Source organism: Streptomyces sp. NPDC023481, from assembly GCF_055560195.1.
The window spans coordinates 35,704-55,378 of sequence record NZ_JBVHJE010000016.1; the positions used below are offsets into that span (position 1 = coordinate 35,704).

A 19,675-nucleotide genomic window follows, 5' to 3' on the forward strand; every position below is an offset into this window, starting at 1 on the left:
TTGTTTAAGTGCTCATCTTGAACTAGTTTCGCGTTCATGTCCCGCCCCCTGCCCCTGGCTCTCGCCCAGCTCCCCCCGAGGCCCGCGCACACCCCGCTCGCTGGTTTCGCGGCTGAGGCGGAGAGCATCATGGCCCGCTTCCCGCACACCCGGATGGCGGTCTTCCCCGAGCTGCACCTGTGCGGCGTCGACGCTCTCGGGGCCGAGGCGCACGAACAGCTGCGGGAGATCGCCGAGCCCCTGGACGGCCCCCGGGTCAAGGAGCTCGCCGCGCTGGCCGGAGACCTGGGCATCTGGCTGCTTCCGGGATCGGTGTGCGAGCGCGGGCCGGCCGGGGAGCTGTTCAACACCGCCCTGGCCTTCTCCCCGCAGGGGCGTCTGGCGGCCTGGTACCGCAAGGTGTTCCCCTGGCGGCCGAGCGAGCCCTACGATCCGGGCGACCGGTTCGTGGTCTTCGACGTGCCGGAGGCGGGGCGGATCGGTTTCGCGATCTGCTACGACGCCTGGTTCCCGGAGGTCGCCCGCCACCTGGCGTGGCAGGGCGCCGAGGTCATCGTCAACCCCGTGATGACCACGACCGCCGACCGTGCCCAGGAGGTCGTCCTGGCCCGCGCCAACGCCATCGTCAACCAGGTGCACGTGGTCAGCGTGAACACCGCCGGCCCCCTGGGCAGCGGGCACAGCCTGGTCGTCGACCCCGAGGGCCGGATCCGGGCCGAGGCACCCGGCGACGGCAGCACCATCCTCACGGACGTGATCGACCTGGACGACGTGACCCGCGTCCGGACGTACGGCACCGCAGGCGTGAACCGCATGTGGGACCAGTTCACGGACACCGACGCCCCCATCGAGCTTCCGCTGTACGGCGGCCGCATCGACCCGCGCACCTGGCGTCCGGGCGTCTGACCCTCCGGCCTCCCGCCCTTCACCGTCCCCCGCTCGTACGTCCCCGGAGCCCCGTCATGGCCAACGACACCACCGGCGCGCCCGCACTCGCGCGCACCCTCACTCTCAGAGCCGTCGTGCTGTTCGGTCTCGCCTACATGACCCCGCTGATCGTGCTGGGCACCTTCGGCGTCGTCGCCGCCAGTACCGGTGGGGCGGTCCCGACGGCGTACCTGCTCGCCCTGGTCGCGATGCTGTTCACGGCCCACAGCTACGGAAAGATGGCCGCCGCGTACCCTGTGGCCGGCTCCGCCTACACCTACGTCCGCAAGGCGATCGACGGGCGGCTCGGCTTCCTCGTCGGCTGGGCGACCCTGCTCGACTACTTCTTCCTGCCGATGGTCATCTGGCTGATCGGCGGCGCCTACCTCCAGGCGCAGTTCCCCGGTGTGCCGCACTGGACATGGATCATCGGCTTCGTCGCCGTCACCACCGCGCTGAACATCCGCGGCATCAAGACCGCCGAGCGCGTCAACGACCTGCTCATGGTCTTCCAGGTGCTGGTCATCGGCATCTTCGTCGTCCTGTCGGTGCGCCACGTCTTCCAGACGGGCGGCGCCGGTGCGCTGGTGAGCACCACGCCCTTCGCCAACGGCGCGACCACCGCCGCCGGGATCTCGGCGGGTGCCGCCATCGCCGCGTACTCCTTCCTCGGTTTCGACGCGGTCACCACGCTCACGGAGGAGACGGTCGACCCGAAGCGCACCATGCCGCGCGCGATCCTGCTCACCGCGCTGATCGGCGGCGGCATCTTCGTCCTGGTCGCCTACACCACCCAGCTGGCCCATCCGGGCAGCGCCTTCGACGACCCCAGCTCCGCCGCCTTCGAGATCGCCAGGACCATCGGCGGTGACCTGTTCTCCTCGGTGTTCCTGGCGGGGCTCGTGGTCGCGCAGTTCGCCTCCGGCATCGCCGCCCAGGCGAGCACCTCCCGCCTGCTGTACGCGATGGGCCGCGACGGCGCCCTCCCGCGCAGGGTCTTCGCCCGCCTCCACGCGCGCTACCGCACCCCCGCGCTCAACATCCTCCTGACCGGCGCGGTCGGCCTGATCGCCCTGCGCCTGGACGTGGCCGCCTCGACGTCCTTCATCAACTTCGGCGCGTTCACCGCGTTCACCTTCGTCAACGTCGCCGTGCTCGCCACCTACGTACGGCGCCGCCGCGCCGGCGAGAGCCCCAGCGCGCTGTCGTACGTCGTCGCCCCCGCGGTCGGCGCGGTCGTGGACCTCTACCTGCTGTACAACCTCGACGGCAGGGCGCTCACCCTGGGTCTGATCTGGCTGACCCTCGGCGTGGTGTACCTGGCCTACCTGACCCGGATGTTCCGCGTGCCGCCGCCGGAGATGTCGTTCACGGAGACCGCACCGGAGGACGTCCAAGACGCCGCGCCTCTGCAGAGCGCGAAGTGACCGGGTTCGATCAGCAGTACAGGTTGCTGCCGGGGCCGACGCCGAGACGACGATGTCATGGAGGACGGGGACCCACGCACCAGCTCAACTCACGTCAAGTGGTGAACGGTGAAGAGGGCTTGGGATCGGCCAATTGAACGGGTTCTGAAGAGGTCGCAGGTGTGCCGTCCCCGTTCCTGTGAACTCCCGTGGTTTCGCGTTCAGTTGTTGACGCCGGGCAGGGGCGGGAGTACAAACCCCGAGAGCGCTCTCCACCTGCTGTTCCTCCAGCCCCCCACGCCCGCCCACTCGGCACCCGGAGGCCCCCATGCAGACTTCCTCAAGTGCGCTCATGCGCAGACCAGCAGCCCACGTGGTGCGCCCCCGCACGGCACTGGTCCTGGTCATCGCCCTGCTCGCCGCCTGCTTCGTCGCCCTGACGCCGTCGCCCGCACGGGCCGCCGACCAACTGCTCTCCCAGGGCCGGCCCGCCACCGCGTCCTCGACCGAGAGCGCGTCCTTCCCCGCCGCCGCAGCCGTTGACGGCAATTCCGGCACCCGCTGGTCCTCGGCCTTCGCCGATCCGCAATGGCTCCAGGTGGACCTCGGCTCCGTCCAGCAGATCACCCGCGTCACCCTCGCCTGGGAGGCCGCCTACGCCAAGGCCTACCAGGTACAGACCTCCACCGACGGGGCCAACTGGACGTCGGTCTACTCCACCACCACGGCCACCGGCGGCACCCAGAACCTGTCCGTCACCGGCAGCGGCCGCTACGTACGCGTTTACGGAACGGCAAGGGCGACTCAATACGGTTACTCCCTGTGGGAGTTCCAGATCTACGGCCCCGGCGGCGGCACCACTCCGCCGTCCGACTTCTGGGGCAGCACCAGTGACATCCCGGCCGCGCAGAACGCCGTAGAGGTGAAGATCCTCAACCGCACCAACGGCAAGTACCCCGACAGCCAGGTCTACTGGAGCTTCAACGGCCAGACGCACTCCATCGCCGAACAGCCCTACCTCGACATGCCGGCGAACTCCGCAGGCCGCATGTACTTCTACCTGGGCTCACCCAACAGCCCGTACTACGACTTCATCGAGTTCACCGTCGGCAACAACGTCTTCAACGGCAACACCACACGCGTCGACGCCTTCGGCCTCAAACTCGCCATGCGGCTGCACGCCAAGGACGGCTACGACGTCGAGGTCGGCGAGAACCGGCAGACCTTCGCCGAGGACCGCGCCACCACGTTCCAGCGCTTCACCGACGCGGTCCCGTCCCAGTTCAAGATACTGGCCCAGACCCAGGCCCCGTATCGGATCATCGCCCCCGGCAGCGACCCGAGCTTCCGCGCGGGTGGCGCCAACGCCGACTACTTCACCTCCTACGCCCAGTCCGTAGGCGTCAACGCCGCCACATCCGACATCTTCGGCTGCGCCGCATCCCTGGCCGGCAACCCGGACCTGTGCGCGGCCCTCAACCGTCACGTGGCCACACTGCCGGCCTCGCAGCAGGCCGACCCGAGCCAGTACTACAAGGCGGCACCGGCCAACTACTACGCCAAGTTCTGGCACGACAACGCCATCGACAACCTCGCCTACGGCTTCCCCTACGACGACGTGGCGGGTCAGTCCTCCTTCATCTCCCACGGCAACCCGCAGTGGCTCCTGGTCGCCGTCGGCTGGTGAACACGATGCACAGGGGTTGACCGCGGCCACCGCACCGGAAGGCGTCGCCGGCCGCACGTGGTCTGCAGGAGGTGGCATCGCGGACTCCCATGCCCCGACACACGACATGGCCCGGGCTGGTGTGCCCGGGCCATGTGCCGTGGCATCACATGTGCCGTGAAGCCACGTGGCGTGCGCGACCTGTGTGGGGGTCAGAGCGCCGACGGGTCGTTGCCACCGGGGCGGATCCGGCCTCGCCACGCACCGGACTCCCCACCGCGCTCCTCGATGTACTCCTTGAACCGCTTCATGTCGCCCTTGACCCGCCGGTCGATGGTGCCGAGCAGGTCCGCGACCTTCTCCGCGGGGCCACTGGGCTCGACGTCCATCACCAGCTCGACCTTGGTGTGGCTGTCGTCCAGGCGCTCGAAGCGCACCGAGCCCTTCTGGCTGACGTCGCCGGTGGTGGTGCGCCAGGTGATGCGCTCGTCGGGCAGCTGGTCGACGATCTCGGTGTCGAACTCCCGGCGTACCCCGCCGATCTTCGTGGTCCAGTGATTGTGCCGGTCGTCCAGCTGCCTGATCTCCTCGACGCCTTCCATGAAGTGCGGGAAGTCCTCGAACTGCGTCCACTGGTTGTAGGCGGTGTGCAGCGGAACCTCGACCTCCACCGCTTCCCGGACCGTGCTCATCTCTGTACCTCCGTCGTCACTGCTTGCCTGGACCTGCCGAGTACCCGGACAACCGGAGGTCATGAGCACCGAAGTGCGAAACCGTGAGCGTGAGGGCGCGGACACGCAGCGCATCCACCCTGATCCCGCGCCGCTCGGATCCAGCCACTGCCCCCATTCCGGCCACCGCGCTGACGTGGTGTTTTACAGTGTCTGCACCCAGTTCCAGCGACAGGACGTGTGAGGTATTCGCGAACATGCCGACTGAGACCTTCGAGTTTCAGGTGGAGGCTCGTCAGCTGCTCCAGCTGATGATCCACTCGGTCTACTCGAACAAGGACGTCTTCCTGCGGGAGCTCGTGTCCAACGCCTCGGACGCGCTGGACAAGCTGCGTCTGGAGAAGCTGTGGGACGACTCGCTCGACGCCGACGTCTCCGACCCGCACATCGAGATCGACATCGACAAGGACGCCCGTACGCTCACCGTGCGGGACAACGGCATCGGGATGTCGTACGACGAGGTCGGGCGGCTCATCGGGACCATCGCCAACTCGGGCACCGCCAAGTTCCTGCAGGAACTGCGGGAGGCCAAGGACCAGGCCGGTGAGGAGGGGCTCATCGGCCAGTTCGGCGTCGGCTTCTACTCCGGCTTCATGGTGGCCGACGAGATGACCCTGCTCACCCGCCGCGCCGGCGAGAGCCAGGGCACCCGCTGGTCGTCGCGTGGTGAGGGCACGTACACCCTGGAGACGGTCGACGACGCGCCGCAGGGCACCTCGGTCACGCTCCACCTCAAGCCGGCCGACCCGGAGAACCAGCTCCACGACTACACCTCGCCGTGGAAGATCAAGGAAATCGTCAAGCGGTACTCGGACTTCATCACCTGGCCCATCCGGATGATGCCCGAGGGCCCCGCCGACGGCGGCGACGAGACGCCCGCGCCGGAGACCCTCAACTCCATGAAGGCGCTGTGGGCGCGGCCCCGCGACGAGGTGTCCGAGGACGAGTACCACGAGCTGTACAAGCACATCGCCCACGACTGGCGCGACCCGCTGGAGACGATCCGCCTCCAGGCGGAGGGCACCTTCGAGTACCAGGCCCTGCTGTTCCTCCCCGCGCACGCACCCCACGACCTGTTCACGCGCGACTTCAAGCGCGGTGTACAGCTCTACGTCAAGCGCGTGTTCATCATGGACGACTGCGAGGCGCTGCTGCCGCCGTACCTCCGCTTCGTCAAGGGCGTCGTCGACGCGGCGGACCTCTCGCTCAACGTCTCCCGCGAGATCCTCCAGCAGGACCGCCACATCGAGATGATGCGGCGCCGGCTCACGAAGAAGGTCCTGTCCACGGTCAAGGACATGATGACCAAGGACCGGGAGCGGTACGACACGTTCTGGCGCGAGTTCGGCACGGCCCTGAAGGAGGGACTGGTCACCGACGCGGAGAACCGCGACGCCATCCTCGCCGTCGCGTCGTTCGCCAGCACCCACCACGACACCGAACCGACCACGCTCAAGGGCTACGTGGAGCGGATGAAGGACGGTCAGGAGGACATCTACTACCTGACCGGCGAGTCGCGGCAGAGCATCGAGAACTCCCCGCACATGGAGGCGTTCCGGGAGCGGGGCATCGAGGTGCTGCTGCTCACCGACCCGGTGGACGAGGTGTGGGCGGACGCCGTCGGCGAGTACGAGGGCAAGAAGCTGCGGTCCGTCGCCAAGGGCCGGATCGACCTCGACGCCGAGGACGAGGACACCTCCGACGCCGAGCGGGAGAAGCAGACCGAGGAGTACGCCGGGCTGCTCGGCTGGATGAAGGAGCAGCTGGACGAGGACATCAAGGAGGTGCGCCTGTCCTCCCGGCTCACCGTCTCCCCGGCCTGTGTCGTCTCCGACGCGCACGACCTGACCCCGGCCCTGGAGAACATGTACCGCGCGATGGGCCAGGAAGTGCCCCGCGCCAAGCGGATCCTGGAGCTCAACCCGGACCACCAGCTGGTGAAGGGCCTCAACCAGGCGTACAAGGACCGCGAGGACCGCGCGGAGCTGGCCGAGACCGCCGAAGTGCTGTACGGCCTGGCGGTGCTCGCCGAGGGCGGGCAGCCGAAGGAACCGGCCCGCTTCGTCAAGCTGATGGCGGACCGTCTGGAACGCGCGCTGTAACACGCCTCCTCCCGCCGCAGGCGGCCTGCCCGGGACACCCGCTCCCACCCGGACAGGGCAGGCCGCCCGCGCCGCACCGGCCCGACCGGCACGGCAGGCCTCCTGGACGGCGGGACCCGCACCCCGCACGGCCAGGGCGCCGCGGCCGCCGCCCGGCACCGGGTGGCGGCCCACCTCCACCTGGCGGCGAGCCTGGACCCGCACCGGGAGGACGGCCGACCACCCGGCAGCAGAGCCGGCGCCGTGTCATCCGGTCCCGCGGTCCAGGACCCGGCGGGCCGCCTCGGCCTCCGCCGCCGGCGGGGACAGCTCGTCCAGGGTGTCGAGTTCGTCGTCCGCTTCCAGTTCCCGCTCCCAGGCCGCGGCGAGCTGCTCCTGCTCCTCGCGCGGCTTCGCGCCGACGGTCTCCCGGTGGCCGGGGTCCAGCGCCGCCAGGAATCGTTCGACGGAATCCTTCGGCATGCAGTGCTCCTTGTCGCCGCTCGCGGTGCCGCTGTCGGCCCAGCATGGCCAACCGGGCCCGCACCCGCGCCCCGACACGGCCCCGGACCACCCTGATGGACCTGGCGAGCTCGGGGGAGCCGGGGGAGCCGGGGGAGCGTTACGTCAGGTCTGCCGGGCGTGCACCGGGTCGTTGGCGAGCTCGTCCGGGCAGCTGCGGCGGGACCGCTTCGCGCGCCGGTCGCGCTGCCAGTCGGCCGTGGCCAGCGCCAGGGACGCCGCCATGCCGACCAGGCCGGCGCCCAGCGCGGTGACGAGCGCGGCGCGGTAGTCGTGGCTCCGGCCGAGCACCAGGTAGAACAGCCCGGGCAGGGCGGCGGTCCCCAGCGCGGCGCCCAGCCGCTGCCCGGTCTGCAGGGCACCGCCCGCCGCGCCCGCCATGCGCACGGGCACGTCCCGCAGGGTCATCGTGATGTTGGGCGAGACGACGAAGCCGCTGCCGATACCGCCGAGGAACATGACGGGAGCCGCGAGCCAGGGCGCCGAGTGCAGCGGTGCGAAACGCAGCAGCAGCGCGGTGCCGCCCAGACCGGCGAGCACGCCCGCGAGACCGCACACGGTGAGCAGCCGCCCGAACCGTTCCACCAGCCGGCCCGCGACCACGGCCGCGCTCGCCGAGCCCAGCGCGAACGGCGTCACCGCGAGGCCCGACCGGAGCGGGGAGAAGCCGAGGCCCCGCTGGTAGAAGAGGGCGAAGACCAGCCAGACCCCGCTGAAACCGATGAAGTACAGGGTGCCGATGCCGGCGCCGACGGCGTACCCGCGCACGGTGCTGAACAGGCGCGGGTCGAGCAGCGGCTGGGCACCCCGGGCGACGCGGCGGTACTGCCACCAGGTGAACACGGCCAGCACCGCCGCCCCCACCGGGAACAGCCACCACAGCCGGTCAAGGCCACCGGAGTCCGCCTGGACCAGCGGATACATGAGCGCCAGGACACCCAGGCCGAGCAGCAGCACGCCGGCCGCGTCCACTTGACCCCGCTGCGAGCGCCGGGTGCGGGGCAGCAACCGGCGGCCGAGCAGGACGGCCAGGACGCCGATGGGGACGTTGACGTAGAAGATCCACCGCCAGCCCTCGGCGCCGGAGGCGAGGGCGAGGATGGCACCGCCGGTGATCGGCCCCGCGGCGGAGGAGATGCCGACGGTGGCGCCGAAGAACCCGAAGGCGCGACCGCGCTCGGCACCGCGGAACATCTGCTGGATCAGCGCCGAGTTCTGCGGCGCCATGAAGCCCGCCGCCAGCCCCTGGGCGAGCCGGGCCACCACCAGCAGAGTGATGCCGGGGGCCGCTCCGCAGGCCGCGCTGCACAGCACGAAGCCGCTCAGGGCCAGCAGGAAGATCCGCCGCCGGTCCAGGGCGTCACCGAGGCGGCCGGCGGTGACCAGGGCGAGCGCGAAGGTCAGGGCGTAGCCGGAGACCACCCACTGCACCTGCGCGGGGGAGGCGTGCAGCTCGCGCTGGATGGTGGGCAGGGCGACCGACACGATCGTCACGTCCAGCAGGCTCATGAAGCCGGCCACCAGGGTGACCCACAGGGCACGCCACCGCTGCGGGTCCGGCTCGTACCCGGCCTCGTGAGCGTCCGCGGATGCTGCCGCTGCCACCTGGACTCCTCTCCCCTCGGCCGCCACCCGGTCGCTCCAAGTTCCCCCGCCCCGCGCGGGCACACATTCCGGGCGGAGACGCCACGGTTCAGGAACCGGCCTGCTGCCGCTCTCCGTCCCCGGCCGCCGGCCCGGCGTGCGGCGGACCGCCCGCGGACGGACGGCGTACCTGCAGGCCGGCCACCTCGAAGGACATCTCGGTCGTCCCGGGCTCGGGCGGGGGGTGGTACCGGCCGGCGACGACCGAGAGATTCACGATGAGGTAGGCCTGCCAGGCGTGCCCCACGCCCCGGCCGTCCGCGAAGACCCGTGTGCCGTTCAGCCACCAGACCACCGACCGCGCCCCGAAGTCCGTGCGCAGGTCCACCCAGGCGCCGGGCCGGACGGCGTCGTCGCGCAGGTAGCGGTTGCCGCCGCGCACATGGTTGGTGAACTCCAGCAGATCCGGGTTGTCCGGGTGGTACTCGAAGACGTCGACCTCCTGGCCGCCGTCCCGCCAGGTCCAGATGGCCGGCCAGGTACCGATCGCCTCGGGCAGTCGTACGCGCGCCTCCAGTGCGTCCCCCGACCGCACCATGAACCCCTCCTCGCTGCCCTCGGTGGTCAGCAGCCCCGTGTCCCACCGCCCGTCCGGCCGGAGGGTGGCCCGGAAGACGCCCGAGCGGCTGTAGGAGGCGTCGTCCACCAGATGGTCCAGTTTGTCGTCGCCCGGATTGACCGGACCGCCTCCCGGATAGGCCGACGTGCGCCCGGCGACCCACTGGGTCCCGGAGGCGAAGTCCGCCTGGAACACGACGTCGGGTTCGGGGGATGGGACGCGGGGGCCCGGCAGCGGGTCGGGGGATGTCGATTCGTCCATGGGCGATGTCTGACCGTACGGCGACCCGCCATGCGCGCCGGGCGGCGTGCCACCCGGGGACACATCCGTTCGGAGGTTCCCCCGCCCGCGACCCTGGCGGCGGCGCGACCCCACAGCCGCCGTACGCGCCTTGGCGGCGACGCGATCCGAAACCCGCCGCACACGCGGTGGCGGCGACGCGATCCGAAACCCGCCGCACGCGCGGTGGCGGCGATGCGGCCCCACACCCGCCGTACGCGCCTTGGCGGCGATGCGGCCCCACACCCGCCGTACGCGCCGGGTCAGGCCAGGCTGGCGCCCTGCGCCCGCAGCTCCCGCTGGACCGCGCCCACCGGGACGTCCCGTGGCCGGCGTCCCCCGGTCGCCGCGAGGGCCGCGCAGACGCCCGCCGCCTGCCCGGTGGCCATGGAGATCGGCATCACGCGGTAGGACGAGTGCGCCACGTGGTCCCCGGAGATGCAGCGCCCCGCGACCAGGACCCGGTCGACGTCCCGGGGGAGCAGGCAGCGCAGGGGGATGTCGTACGACCGACCGCGCGGCAGGCGCTTCAGCGTGGTGCCGCGACCGCTCGGGTTGTGGATGTCCACCGGGTAGGCACCGCGGGCGACCGCGTCCTCGAAGCTGCGGGCCTTGAGCACGTCGTCGCCGGTCAGCTGGTACTCGCCCACGATCCGGCGGGTCTCGCGCACGCCGACCTGGACACCGCTCTGGGCGACGTAGGAGTCGGCGAAGCCCGGTACCCGGTCGCGTAGGAAACGGGCGATCTGCGCCATCTGCCGGTGGGCCGTGAACTCCGCACGGGTCAGGTCCCAGACGCTGGTGCCGAGCACCTCGGTGACCCGCGTCGAATTGACCGCCACCTCACCGCTGTTCGGGGTGGCGAAGAGCAGCACGTCCTCGCGCGGCAGATCGAGTTCCCCGGCGTCCGCCGCGGCCCGCACGAGGTCCCACAGCCCGTGCACACCCCTCCACTGGTCCGGGTGGGCGCGGGTGTAGGCGGTGAACTCCTCGTGGTCGAAGCGGACCATGCGGAACATCAGCGACATGGGCTGCGTCCAGCCGTCCTCCGGCCGCCCGATCTCGTACGACGCCCCGGCCGCCGCCGCGATGTCACCGTCCCCGGTGCAGTCCACGATCACGTCCGCGTCCATGACGAGGGGACCCGACTTCGTCTCGAACACCGCACGCGCCCGGTCGGGCAGGCTCAGGACGTCGGAGGCGAAGGCGTGCAGGAGCGTACGGACCTCATGGCTCTCCAGCAGCTCGTACACCACCAGCTTGAACAGCTCCGGATCGAACGGCACGGTGTAGCCGGTCTCCAGCGACGGCCGGATCGCCGCTCCCACCCGCACCAGCCGGTCCAGCAGCACCCACAGCACTCCGCCGACGACCGGCTCGCCCTCGCCGTGATCGGGCGGCAGCAGGCGCGTGGTGTCGCCGGCCACGGCCTGCTTGACCTCGTTGTGGAAACTCATCAACGGCATCACCAGCGCCGCGGTCGCGTTGCCGCCGAGGAACCCGTACCGCTCCACGAGCGCGACCTCGGCGCCCGCGTTGGCGGCACCGAGGGCCGCGCCGATACCGGCCGGGCCGCCACCGATCACCAACACCTGCGTGGACCCCGCGTGCAGCGCCTGACGCGGCGGAAGCTCCACCGTCCGGGGAACGCGGGGCGGCCTCAGGTACGACACGTTCACTCCCTCCGGGAACCGGTGACCGTCGGCGTCAGCCCAGCGTCGACGCGGGCACGGGCGCCACACCCCGCAGGACCCGCTGCGCGGCCACGCCGTCCAGACAGGCGAGGAGCCGCTCGGCGGTCTCCGCCGCCCGCAGCCGCATCGCCGCCGTACGCAGCGCCGTCTCGGCCGCACGGGCGCGCCGCTCGTCCCACAGGCGGTCCACCTCCGCCAGCAGCAGCCCCGCCGTCTCCCTGACCACACCGCGCAGGGCCGGCGCGCCGATCCGCTGCGCGAAGTCGAACACCTTGCCCGCGTACGGCAGCGGCAGCAGCGGGATCCCGGCGAGCGCGGCGAAGATCAGGAAGTGCAGCCTCATCCCGACGGCCAGGTCCATCTGGCCGACGATGTCCAGGACCTGCTGCGGCCCGTGGTCCCCGCGCAGCACCGTGCAGTGGTCCGCCTCCGCCATGCGCGACGCCACGGCGTGCGCGTGCCGGATGTCGCCGCGTTCCATGGAGACGAAGACGACATGCGCGTCCAGCCGGTGCACGAGGAAGTCACCCACGCTGGCGAGCAGCTGGTGGTACCCCTCCTCGTCCAGGTGCTCCGCCGCCCGCCCCGGCTCCCGCACGCTCATGCCCACCAGCCGCACCCGGCGCGGCACGGCCTCCGCCCGCAGCAGCGCCCCGCCCCGGTCGCCGGGGACCATCAGCAGCGCCGGATCGGCGGTCACGGTGACGGGCCGGGCCACCCCGGCCTCTTCGAGCACCAGCTTCGACTCCTCGTCGCGGACCGTCACCTCGACCGCGTCCGAGAGCACCGTACGCACCCACGCGCAGTCCGCCTCGTCGGTGAGCGGACCGGCCCCCACCGCGTACGTGAAGACGGGCACGCCCAGCTCCTGGGCGGTGCGGGCCGTGCGCAGATAGCGCCGCGCCTCGGTGTCGTAGAGGATCCCGCCGCCCCCGAGCACCAGGACGTCCAGCCGCCGCAGATGAGCGGAGATGTCCTCCCGGCAGACCCCCTCCCAGGCGACGACCTCCACGTCCGGGTGGACGCCGCGGGTGTGCTCCGGATGGCGGGAGAAGACCACGAGACGGGCCCGCGGCCGGCCGGCGCGGACGCGGTCCAGCAGGGCGGTGAGGATCGCCTCGTCGCCCACGTTCCGGCCCCCGTAGGAGCCCAGGACGCCTACGGTCACGTCGTCCGCGCCATCCATGACCGCTCCCTGCCGTACGACCTGTCGGGCATGTCGGTACCAGCTTGCGGCCTGCACGCCGGAACGCGCGACCGCATCGCTGACGGGCCGCCCACCCGACCGGCCCGTCAGCGGGCGATGCGGTGCTTCCTGCTCCGTCGGCGGAACCGTACGGCGGTGAGGACGAGGTCGGCGAGGAGCACGACGACGCCGATGACCAGCAGGTAGAACAGGCCGTGGACGGCGACGCCGATGATGCCCAGCGCGACGGCCACGAGGATCAGGAACAGGAACAGGCTCATCGGATCTCCCGCCGGCTTCGGTCGGTTCGGCTTCGGTCGGTCAACGGCGGCCCAGGCGCCGCTCGCCGCCGGCGCCCGGGGTGTAGGTCAGCTCGTAGTGGGCGAAGACCGACGGCTCCTCGGTGGCGGGCAGCTCTCCGTCGAGGTCGATCGCCGGCGCCTTCTTGACCCGGTCCTTGCTGTGGGCGACCTTCAGATACCCCGGACCGACGGTCGCACCCGTGAGGGGCACGAAAACCAGCCGCCGGCGGGTGGGCAGGCCCACGGTCACGGTGGCGAAGAAGGGCTGGTCGGTGCTGGTGTCCACGTAGACGGCCTCCAGCGTGCCGATCTTGTGCCCGTCCGCGTCGACGACGTCGTGCCCACGCCATTCGCGGATATCGGATGCCTCGAACATCACAACCTCCTGTGCGGGGGGTACCCAGGGTGGGCCCAGGTGATGTCAGCCGCGCTGGGCGGTGCGCCGGGCGTCAGCCGAGCGGGACGCCGGTACGGCGTTCCAGTTCCCCGACGAGCCGCGCCTGGAAGGCCTCGTCGCCGGCCGCGGGATGCGGGGTCTGCGGCTGCCGGTGGTACCAGTAGCCGCCGGTCGCCGGGGTCACGTCGTGGGCGGTGGCGAGCCACACCTGGGTCCGGTGTCCGGCGGCCAGGTCGTCGGGTGCGCCGGCGCCGCCCATCCGGGTGGGGACCCAGCCGGGGTCGACCGCGTGGCTGGTGGTCCCCTCCCAGCGGGACGCGCAGGCGAGCGCGAGGGCGGTGACCCACAGCTTGGTGTCGTCGTAGGAAGCGGTGCCGTCGGCCAGCCGTCGCAGGTCGGTGGAGCCGGTGCGGTGCATCGAGCTGCTGAGGTAGACGAGCCGGGCCGGCTTGTCCATGAGAGCCGTCAGCAGGTAGGGCGCGACCGTGTTGACGGTGCTCACGTCGGGGGAGTGCAGGACACCGGCGTTGTGGATCACGGCGTCGAAGCGGCCGAACGCGCCGGCCTGCCGGGCGACGTCACGGATCTGGTCGAGTTCGGCCAGATCACCCGTGACGACACCCTTCCACCGGGCGGTGTCGCCGCCCTCCGTGAGGCGGGAGGGGGTACGGGCGTGGACGACCACCTCGTGCCCGTCGTCGGCCAACGCGTGCGCCGTGTCCCGCCCGAGCCCGCCGGCTGCCCCGGTGACCAGAATCAGTGCCATGTCGGTCCGTCATCTCCTGTGTGCGCCGCCCGTCCCTGACCCGGCGGGAGGCTCGCCGATGCCGTGAGACGCCATGCGTCCACCGCGTCCCTGGCATCCATCGTCGTGTACCCGCGCCACCGGCGTCGCGTTCTCCGCCATCCGGCCCAGGGCCCGTCGGGCGACGTAGCCGCCGTCCGCGGGCGGGCCGACGCCGACGACGAGGCCGTCATCCGGGGGTTGCGGGGTGCCGATGGCGCCGGGCCCCGGACGGGTGGGGTTTCGGTGTCAGGGCTTGAGCAGGGCCTTGATGGCGCGGCGCTCGTCCATCGCCTTGTAGCCCTCGGCGACCTGGTCCAGGGGCAGCGTCAGGTCGAAGACCTTGCCCGGGTTGATCCGGCCGGACAGGACGCGCTCGATCAGGTCGGGCAGGTAGCGGCGCACGGGCGCGGGACCGCCGCGCAGGCCGACCTGGGAGAAGAACAGCTCCTGGCCGTCCAGCGCCACCTCGTGGGGGACACCGACGAAGCCGACGTTCCCGCCGGGGCGGGCGGAGTGCAGGGCCTGCCGCATGGACTCCGGGGTGCCGACGCACTCCAGCACGGAGTCGGCGCCGACGCCGTCCGTGAGGTCCTTGACGCGGGCGATGCCGTCGTCGCCGCGTTCGCTGACGATCTCGGTCGCGCCGAACTCACGGGCCAGCTTCTGCCGGGACTCGTGCCGGCTCATGGCGATGATCCGCTCCGCGCCCAGTTCCCTTGCGGCGATGACACCGCACAGGCCGACCGCCCCGTCACCGACCACGACGGCCGTGCAGCCGGGCTTCACCTCGGCGGCGAGAGCGGCGTACCAGCCGGTGCCCATCACGTCGGAGACGGCGAGCAGGCTGGGCACGAAGTCGCCGGCCGGGTGGTCGTCCGTGCCGACCAGGGTGCCGTGGGCGTTGGGGATGCGGACGTAGTCGGCCTGGCAGGTGCTCATGAACTCGCGGTTCAGACAGCTGGACTGCCAGCCGTTACGGCAGTTCGCGCAGGTGTTGTCCGAGGTGGCGAAGGAGCCCACCACGAACTGTCCCGGCTTGACATGGGTGACCTCGCTGCCGACCTCCTCCACGATGCCGACGTACTCGTGCCCCATCGGGTGCGGGTCCCCGATGGGCTCCGCACCGCGGTACGGCCACAGGTCCGAGCCGCACACACACGTGGCCACCGTGCGGATGATCGCGTCGGTGGGCCGGCTGATCTCCGGGTCGTCCAGGTCCTCGAAGCGCACGTCGCCGGGCGCGTGGATCACTGCTCCGCGCATGGTGGGTCTTCCTTCGGTACGGGGGTCCGGTGCCGCAGCCCCGGTCACGGCGGCTGCCCACGGTCGAGCCTCACACCGGAGGGCCAGGGCGAAAAGCGGAGCAATCCATCCGGGGAAGGACATCCGCGCACGGTCGGACTGCCGGAGAGCGGCGGCCCCGCCGGGTCTGCGGACCGCGCCTGCGGCGGCGCGGCCGGCAGAAGGTGCGGCCCCGGCTGCAGCGCGCGCTGGAGACCTCACCCGACCGGCGGATCGTCGCGGTCAGCGGACGATCCGCAGCCGGCGCGGCGGCCGCGTCACCGGTTCGGGCAGACGCAGGGGTGTCAGGCCGGGGGTGATGCTGCCGAGCAGGGTGGCTCTGGAGGCGCCGGTGGCGCCCGGGTGGGTGCCGGGCAGGCCGTGCACCGTGAGGAAGCCCAGGACGGCGAAGGCCAGGGCCTCCTTGGCGCCGGAGGGCAGGCCCAGGTCGTCACTGGGGCGCACCGGTACGCCGGGCAGTTCCTCGGTGATCATGCGCATGAGCACCGGGTTGCGGGTGCCGCCGCCGGAGACGACGAGCCGGGTGACCCCGTGAGCACGGCAGGCGTCGGCCACGGTCACGGCGGTCAGCCGGGTCAGCGTGGCCAGCACGTCGTCGGGGCAGGGCGTGGGTACGGCGTTCAACGCCCGCTGGAGATAGGGGAGATGGAAGTGCTCCTTGCCGGTGGTCTTGGGGGCGGCCCTGCGGTAGTAGGGGTCGTCCAGGAGGACGCGGAGCAGCGCGGGGCGTACCCGTCCGGCGGCGGCCCGGCGCCCGTCCGCGTCGTAGCAGGCGGCGCCGTCGGTGAAGTGGTGGACGGCCGCGTCGAGCAGGGCGTTGGCGGGGCCGGTGTCGAAGGCCAGCGGCTCGGCGCCGGGCGCGAGGACGGTGACGTTGGCGATGCCGCCCAGGTTCAGCGCGGCCGGGGTGCCGGGCAGGCCGCGCAGCAGCAGCGCGTCGGTCATGCCGACGAGCGGGGCGCCCTGGCCGCCGGCCGCGACGTCCCTGCTGCGCAGGTCGGAGACGACGGGCAGCCCGGTGGCCTCCGCGATCCAGGCCGGCTGGCCGAGTTGCAGGGTGCCGCGGACGACGCCGTCCTCGACCCAGTGGTGCACCGTCTGCCCGTGCGAGACCGTCAGGTCGGCGGCGCCCGCGCACAGTTCCCGCAGGGCGCGCGCGGCCACGCCCGCGAAGGCCTGCCCGATCCGGGTGTCCAGGGCGCAGACCGCCTGCGTCGTCGTGACCGCCGGCGGCAGGGAGGCGGCGACCCGGGCGCGTAGGTCGTCCGGGTAGGGGACGGAGAGGTGCCCGAGCGGCCGTAGGAGCAGGGTGTCGTCGTCCAGGGCGAGGTCCGCGGCGGCCGCTTCGATCGCGTCGTACGAGGTGCCCGACATCAGGCCGATCACCCGCATGGCGCCACCCGTTCGGCGGCCGGGGCGGACTGCGGCTGGGGCATGGGTGCCTCCGGGGGGTCGGGAACGCGAGGGGGTGCCGAGGCCGCCGCCCGCCGTCAGTTCGGTCCGGTGGCCGCCGTGACCCGGCCCTCTCCGGGGTCCGGATCGCCCACGCGGACCCCGGCCGGCCCGGGGGCGCGGTGCCGCAGGCTCAGCAGGCCGCCGACGGCGAGGGTGACGGCCACACCGATCGGCACCAGCCACTGCGCGGCGACAGCCGTCGGTACGGTGCCGCCGGCCGTGGTGACGTCGATCCTCACCGCGCGCACGACGTACGTCATCACCGCGACCGTCACCAGGAACGCCACGACGGAGTCCGCCTCGTCGGCGCGCCGCACGGTCCGGCCCAGCAGGAACGCGCCGAGCAGGGCGCCGTAGGTGTAGCCGGCGATGGTCAGACCGGTGAGGTAGACGTTGCCGGTACCGGCACTGAAGGCACAGGCGAAGACCGCCATCAGCGCCGCCCACACCAGGGTCATCACCCGGGCGAGCCTCAGCAGCGACGCCTCGGAGGGTGCCGTACCGAAGAAGCTGCGGACGATGTCGGCGACCGTCGAGTTCGACATGGAGTTCAGCGCCGAGGACAGCGACCCCATGGCGGCACCGAGGATGCCGGCCACGAGCAGGCCGGAGATCACCACGGGCAGCCCGTGCAGGATGAAGTCCGGGTAGAGGTCGTCGGAACTGCCCAGGCCGGCCTCCTGGAAGCTCCGGCCCCAGTTGTACGACCACAGCAGCGCGCCGACCAGTGAGAAGGCCGCGAACTGGACGGTGACGAAGACACCGGAGGCGATCATGGCCTTCTGGCCGTCGCGCAGGGAGCGGGTGGCCAGCACCCGCTGGACGATGAGCTGGTCGGAGCCGTGACTGGCCATGGCGAAGATCGCGCCGCCGACGATGGCGGTGGGCAGGGCGAACGGGCTCGTCAGGACGTGTGCGAGGGTGAAGTCCGTGTCGAACAGCCGGAACCGGCCCGCGTCGAAGGCGCGGGCGAAACCGGTGCCGCCGACGTGCGCGGAGAGGACGGCGACGGCGAGGACCGCGCCGCCCAGGTAGAGACCCATCTGGATGGCGTCGGTCCAGATGACCGCCTTGATGCCACCGAGATAGGTGTAGACGACGGTGATGACGGTGAGCGCGACGATGACGACGCGGTAGTCCGCGTGCACACCGTACTCGGCGAGCAGCAGCTTGATGGGGATCGCGGAAGCGAACAGCCGGACGCCCTCGGCCATCAGCCGGGTGAAGACGAAGGTGACCGACGCCAGCCCCTGCAGCCGGGGCCCGAACCGGGTGCCCAGGTACTGGTAGGCGCTGACGAACCCGCCCCGCTTGTACAGCGGGATGAGCACGGTGGCCACGACGACACGGCCGACCACATAGCCCAGGGCCAGCTCGACGTTGCCGAAACCCTGGCCGCTGTACGCGACGCCGGGCACGCTGATGACGGTGAGCACACTGGTCTCGGTGGCGACCACGGAGAACGAGACGGTCCACCACGGCATGCCGCTCTCGCCGACGAAGTAGTCCTTCGACGTCCGCTGCCGGCCGGCCAGACGGAGGCCGATCACGGCGATCGCGACCAGGTAGACGACGATCACCACGAGGTCGAGCTGGCGCACGCTCTCTCCGGCCGCTGCTGTCATGCGGCGAGTATCAGAAGCCGGGCGTGCGGAGTCAACAAGTAACCACCCCCAGTGAGTCGCGTAAGTTTTTGACGGACACGCCGGGCGGGGTTACCGTGTGCCACCCCGTCAGGCCCGTCAGGAGGGAGCGGACCATGACCGGCCGGAGACCGCCCACCGGTGTCCTCGCGCGCATCCGCGCGGAGAAGCCGTCCATGACGCCCTCGGAACGACGGGTCGCGGACGTCGTCCTGGCCGATCCGGCGCGGGCGGCGGAACTCTCCATCGGCGCGCTCGGCGAGCGGGCGGACACCTCGGTTGCCACGGTCATGCGCTTCTGCCGCACGATAGGCCTCACCCACTACCCCCGGCTGCGCCTCGCCCTGGCCGCCGCCGCGGCCCGCGAACAAGCCCGCGACGACGACCGGCCCATACCGAGCACGGGCATCGGACCCACCGACACGCTGGACCAGATCGTCGACAAGATCATCTACACCGAGGTACGGGCCCTGGAGGACTCCGGCGCCGGACTGGACATCGAGGCCCTGCGCCGGGCGGTGGACGCCGTGGCGGAAGCACGGCGGATCGACGTCTTCGGCGTCGGCGCCAGCGCCTTCGTCGCCCAGGACCTGCACCAGAAGCTGCACCGCATCGGCCACATGGCGTTCGTCTGGACCGACCGGCACGCCGCCCTCACGGCGACCGCCCTGCTCCGGCCCGGCGACGTGGCGCTGGCCGTCTCACACTCCGGAGAGACCGAGGACACCGTCGAGCCGCTCCGGGCCGCCGCCGCACACGGCGCCACCACCATCGCCCTCACCAACGCCCCACGCTCCTCCCTCGCCCGGAGCGCGGACCTCGTCCTGACCACCTGCGCCCGCGAGACCCCCTTCCGCTCCGGCGCCACCGTCAGCCGCATCGCCCAACTCGCCGTGATCGACTGCCTGTTCGTCGGCGTAGCCCAACGAGGCTCCGAGGCCACGACCAAGGCCCTCCACGAGACCTACCGGGCCGTCCAGCACCACAGCCCCTCACACCACAGCCCCTCACACCACAACCCCCCACAGCCACCGCACCGCGCGCCGGCCGGCGACGGCGGCGCGCCACGTGGGGGCTTCGAACCGCGGGATTGA

17 protein-coding genes are annotated in these 19,675 nt (G+C 71.8%); 5 read left to right on the top strand and 12 right to left on the bottom strand.

Going from position 1 to position 19,675, the window contains the following annotated elements:
* Positions 1-36: 36 nt before the first annotated feature.
* The 3 genes from ACZ3ZD_RS27585 to ACZ3ZD_RS27595 all read left to right on the top strand — a co-directional run bounded on the left by ACZ3ZD_RS27585 (position 37) and on the right by ACZ3ZD_RS27595 (position 4,020).
* Complete coding sequence (locus tag ACZ3ZD_RS27585) at positions 37-906, top strand: carbon-nitrogen hydrolase family protein (RefSeq protein WP_467402661.1); 870 nt, start codon at positions 37-39, stop codon at positions 904-906.
* A 56-nt stretch (positions 907-962) separates the two neighbouring features.
* Positions 963-2,354: an APC family permease gene (locus ACZ3ZD_RS27590; RefSeq protein WP_467402665.1), complete on the top strand. Its 1,392-nt coding sequence runs from the start codon at positions 963-965 to the stop codon at positions 2,352-2,354.
* Between the two features lie 307 nt (positions 2,355-2,661).
* The gene (locus ACZ3ZD_RS27595) at positions 2,662-4,020 is read left to right on the top strand and encodes a beta-1,3-glucanase family protein (protein ID WP_467402667.1); all 1,359 of its coding nucleotides are present in this window, start codon (positions 2,662-2,664) and stop codon (positions 4,018-4,020) included.
* Positions 4,021-4,211: 191 nt separating this feature from the next.
* Here the strand turns inward: ACZ3ZD_RS27595 and ACZ3ZD_RS27600 are convergent, their stop codons facing one another.
* Positions 4,212-4,691: an SRPBCC family protein gene (locus ACZ3ZD_RS27600; RefSeq protein ID WP_467402670.1), complete on the bottom strand. Its 480-nt coding sequence runs from the start codon at positions 4,689-4,691 to the stop codon at positions 4,212-4,214.
* Positions 4,692-4,927: 236 nt separating this feature from the next.
* On the opposite strand from ACZ3ZD_RS27600, the gene htpG reads away from it, so the two are divergent.
* Entirely contained in the window at positions 4,928-6,832 is a 1,905-nt protein-coding gene (gene htpG, locus ACZ3ZD_RS27605) for a molecular chaperone HtpG (RefSeq protein WP_467402672.1), read from the top strand.
* Positions 6,833-7,078: 246 nt separating this feature from the next.
* Here htpG and ACZ3ZD_RS27610 read toward each other — a convergent pair whose 3' ends face one another.
* The 11 genes from ACZ3ZD_RS27610 to ACZ3ZD_RS27660 all read right to left on the bottom strand — a co-directional run bounded on the left by ACZ3ZD_RS27610 (position 7,079) and on the right by ACZ3ZD_RS27660 (position 18,539).
* Complete coding sequence (locus ACZ3ZD_RS27610; protein ID WP_467402675.1) at positions 7,079-7,294, bottom strand: hypothetical protein; 216 nt, start codon at positions 7,292-7,294, stop codon at positions 7,079-7,081.
* A 144-nt stretch (positions 7,295-7,438) separates the two neighbouring features.
* Complete coding sequence (locus tag ACZ3ZD_RS27615) at positions 7,439-8,938, bottom strand: MFS transporter (protein WP_467402677.1); 1,500 nt, start codon at positions 8,936-8,938, stop codon at positions 7,439-7,441.
* 88 nt (positions 8,939-9,026) lie between these two features.
* Positions 9,027-9,797: a beta-glucanase gene (locus ACZ3ZD_RS27620; RefSeq protein WP_467402681.1), complete on the bottom strand. Its 771-nt coding sequence runs from the start codon at positions 9,795-9,797 to the stop codon at positions 9,027-9,029.
* Between the two features lie 281 nt (positions 9,798-10,078).
* Positions 10,079-11,488, bottom strand: coding sequence for an FAD-dependent oxidoreductase (locus tag ACZ3ZD_RS27625; RefSeq protein WP_467402684.1), 1,410 nt, complete (start codon positions 11,486-11,488; stop codon positions 10,079-10,081).
* 34 nt (positions 11,489-11,522) lie between these two features.
* Positions 11,523-12,695 (bottom strand): polysaccharide pyruvyl transferase family protein, encoded by a 1,173-nt coding sequence (locus ACZ3ZD_RS27630; protein WP_467402687.1) that lies wholly within the window; start codon positions 12,693-12,695, stop codon positions 11,523-11,525.
* A gap of 107 nt (positions 12,696-12,802) precedes the next feature.
* Positions 12,803-12,976, bottom strand: coding sequence for a hypothetical protein (locus ACZ3ZD_RS27635; protein ID WP_467402689.1), 174 nt, complete (start codon positions 12,974-12,976; stop codon positions 12,803-12,805).
* A 40-nt stretch (positions 12,977-13,016) separates the two neighbouring features.
* Positions 13,017-13,373 (bottom strand): PRC-barrel domain-containing protein, encoded by a 357-nt coding sequence (locus ACZ3ZD_RS27640; protein ID WP_467402691.1) that lies wholly within the window; start codon positions 13,371-13,373, stop codon positions 13,017-13,019.
* A gap of 73 nt (positions 13,374-13,446) precedes the next feature.
* Entirely contained in the window at positions 13,447-14,160 is a 714-nt protein-coding gene (locus ACZ3ZD_RS27645; RefSeq protein ID WP_467402694.1) for an SDR family NAD(P)-dependent oxidoreductase, read from the bottom strand.
* Positions 14,161-14,427: 267 nt separating this feature from the next.
* Positions 14,428-15,444, bottom strand: a complete 1,017-nt coding sequence (locus ACZ3ZD_RS27650; protein WP_467402696.1) for a zinc-dependent alcohol dehydrogenase family protein — start codon at positions 15,442-15,444, stop codon at positions 14,428-14,430.
* Positions 15,445-15,705: 261 nt separating this feature from the next.
* Complete coding sequence (locus ACZ3ZD_RS27655; RefSeq protein WP_467402699.1) at positions 15,706-16,875, bottom strand: anhydro-N-acetylmuramic acid kinase; 1,170 nt, start codon at positions 16,873-16,875, stop codon at positions 15,706-15,708.
* A gap of 98 nt (positions 16,876-16,973) precedes the next feature.
* Positions 16,974-18,539 (bottom strand): sodium:solute symporter, encoded by a 1,566-nt coding sequence (locus ACZ3ZD_RS27660; RefSeq protein ID WP_467403132.1) that lies wholly within the window; start codon positions 18,537-18,539, stop codon positions 16,974-16,976.
* Positions 18,540-18,697: 158 nt separating this feature from the next.
* Here ACZ3ZD_RS27660 and ACZ3ZD_RS27665 point away from each other — a divergent pair, with 158 nt between their 5' ends.
* Positions 18,698-19,675 (top strand): MurR/RpiR family transcriptional regulator, encoded by a 978-nt coding sequence (locus ACZ3ZD_RS27665; RefSeq protein ID WP_467402702.1) that lies wholly within the window; start codon positions 18,698-18,700, stop codon positions 19,673-19,675.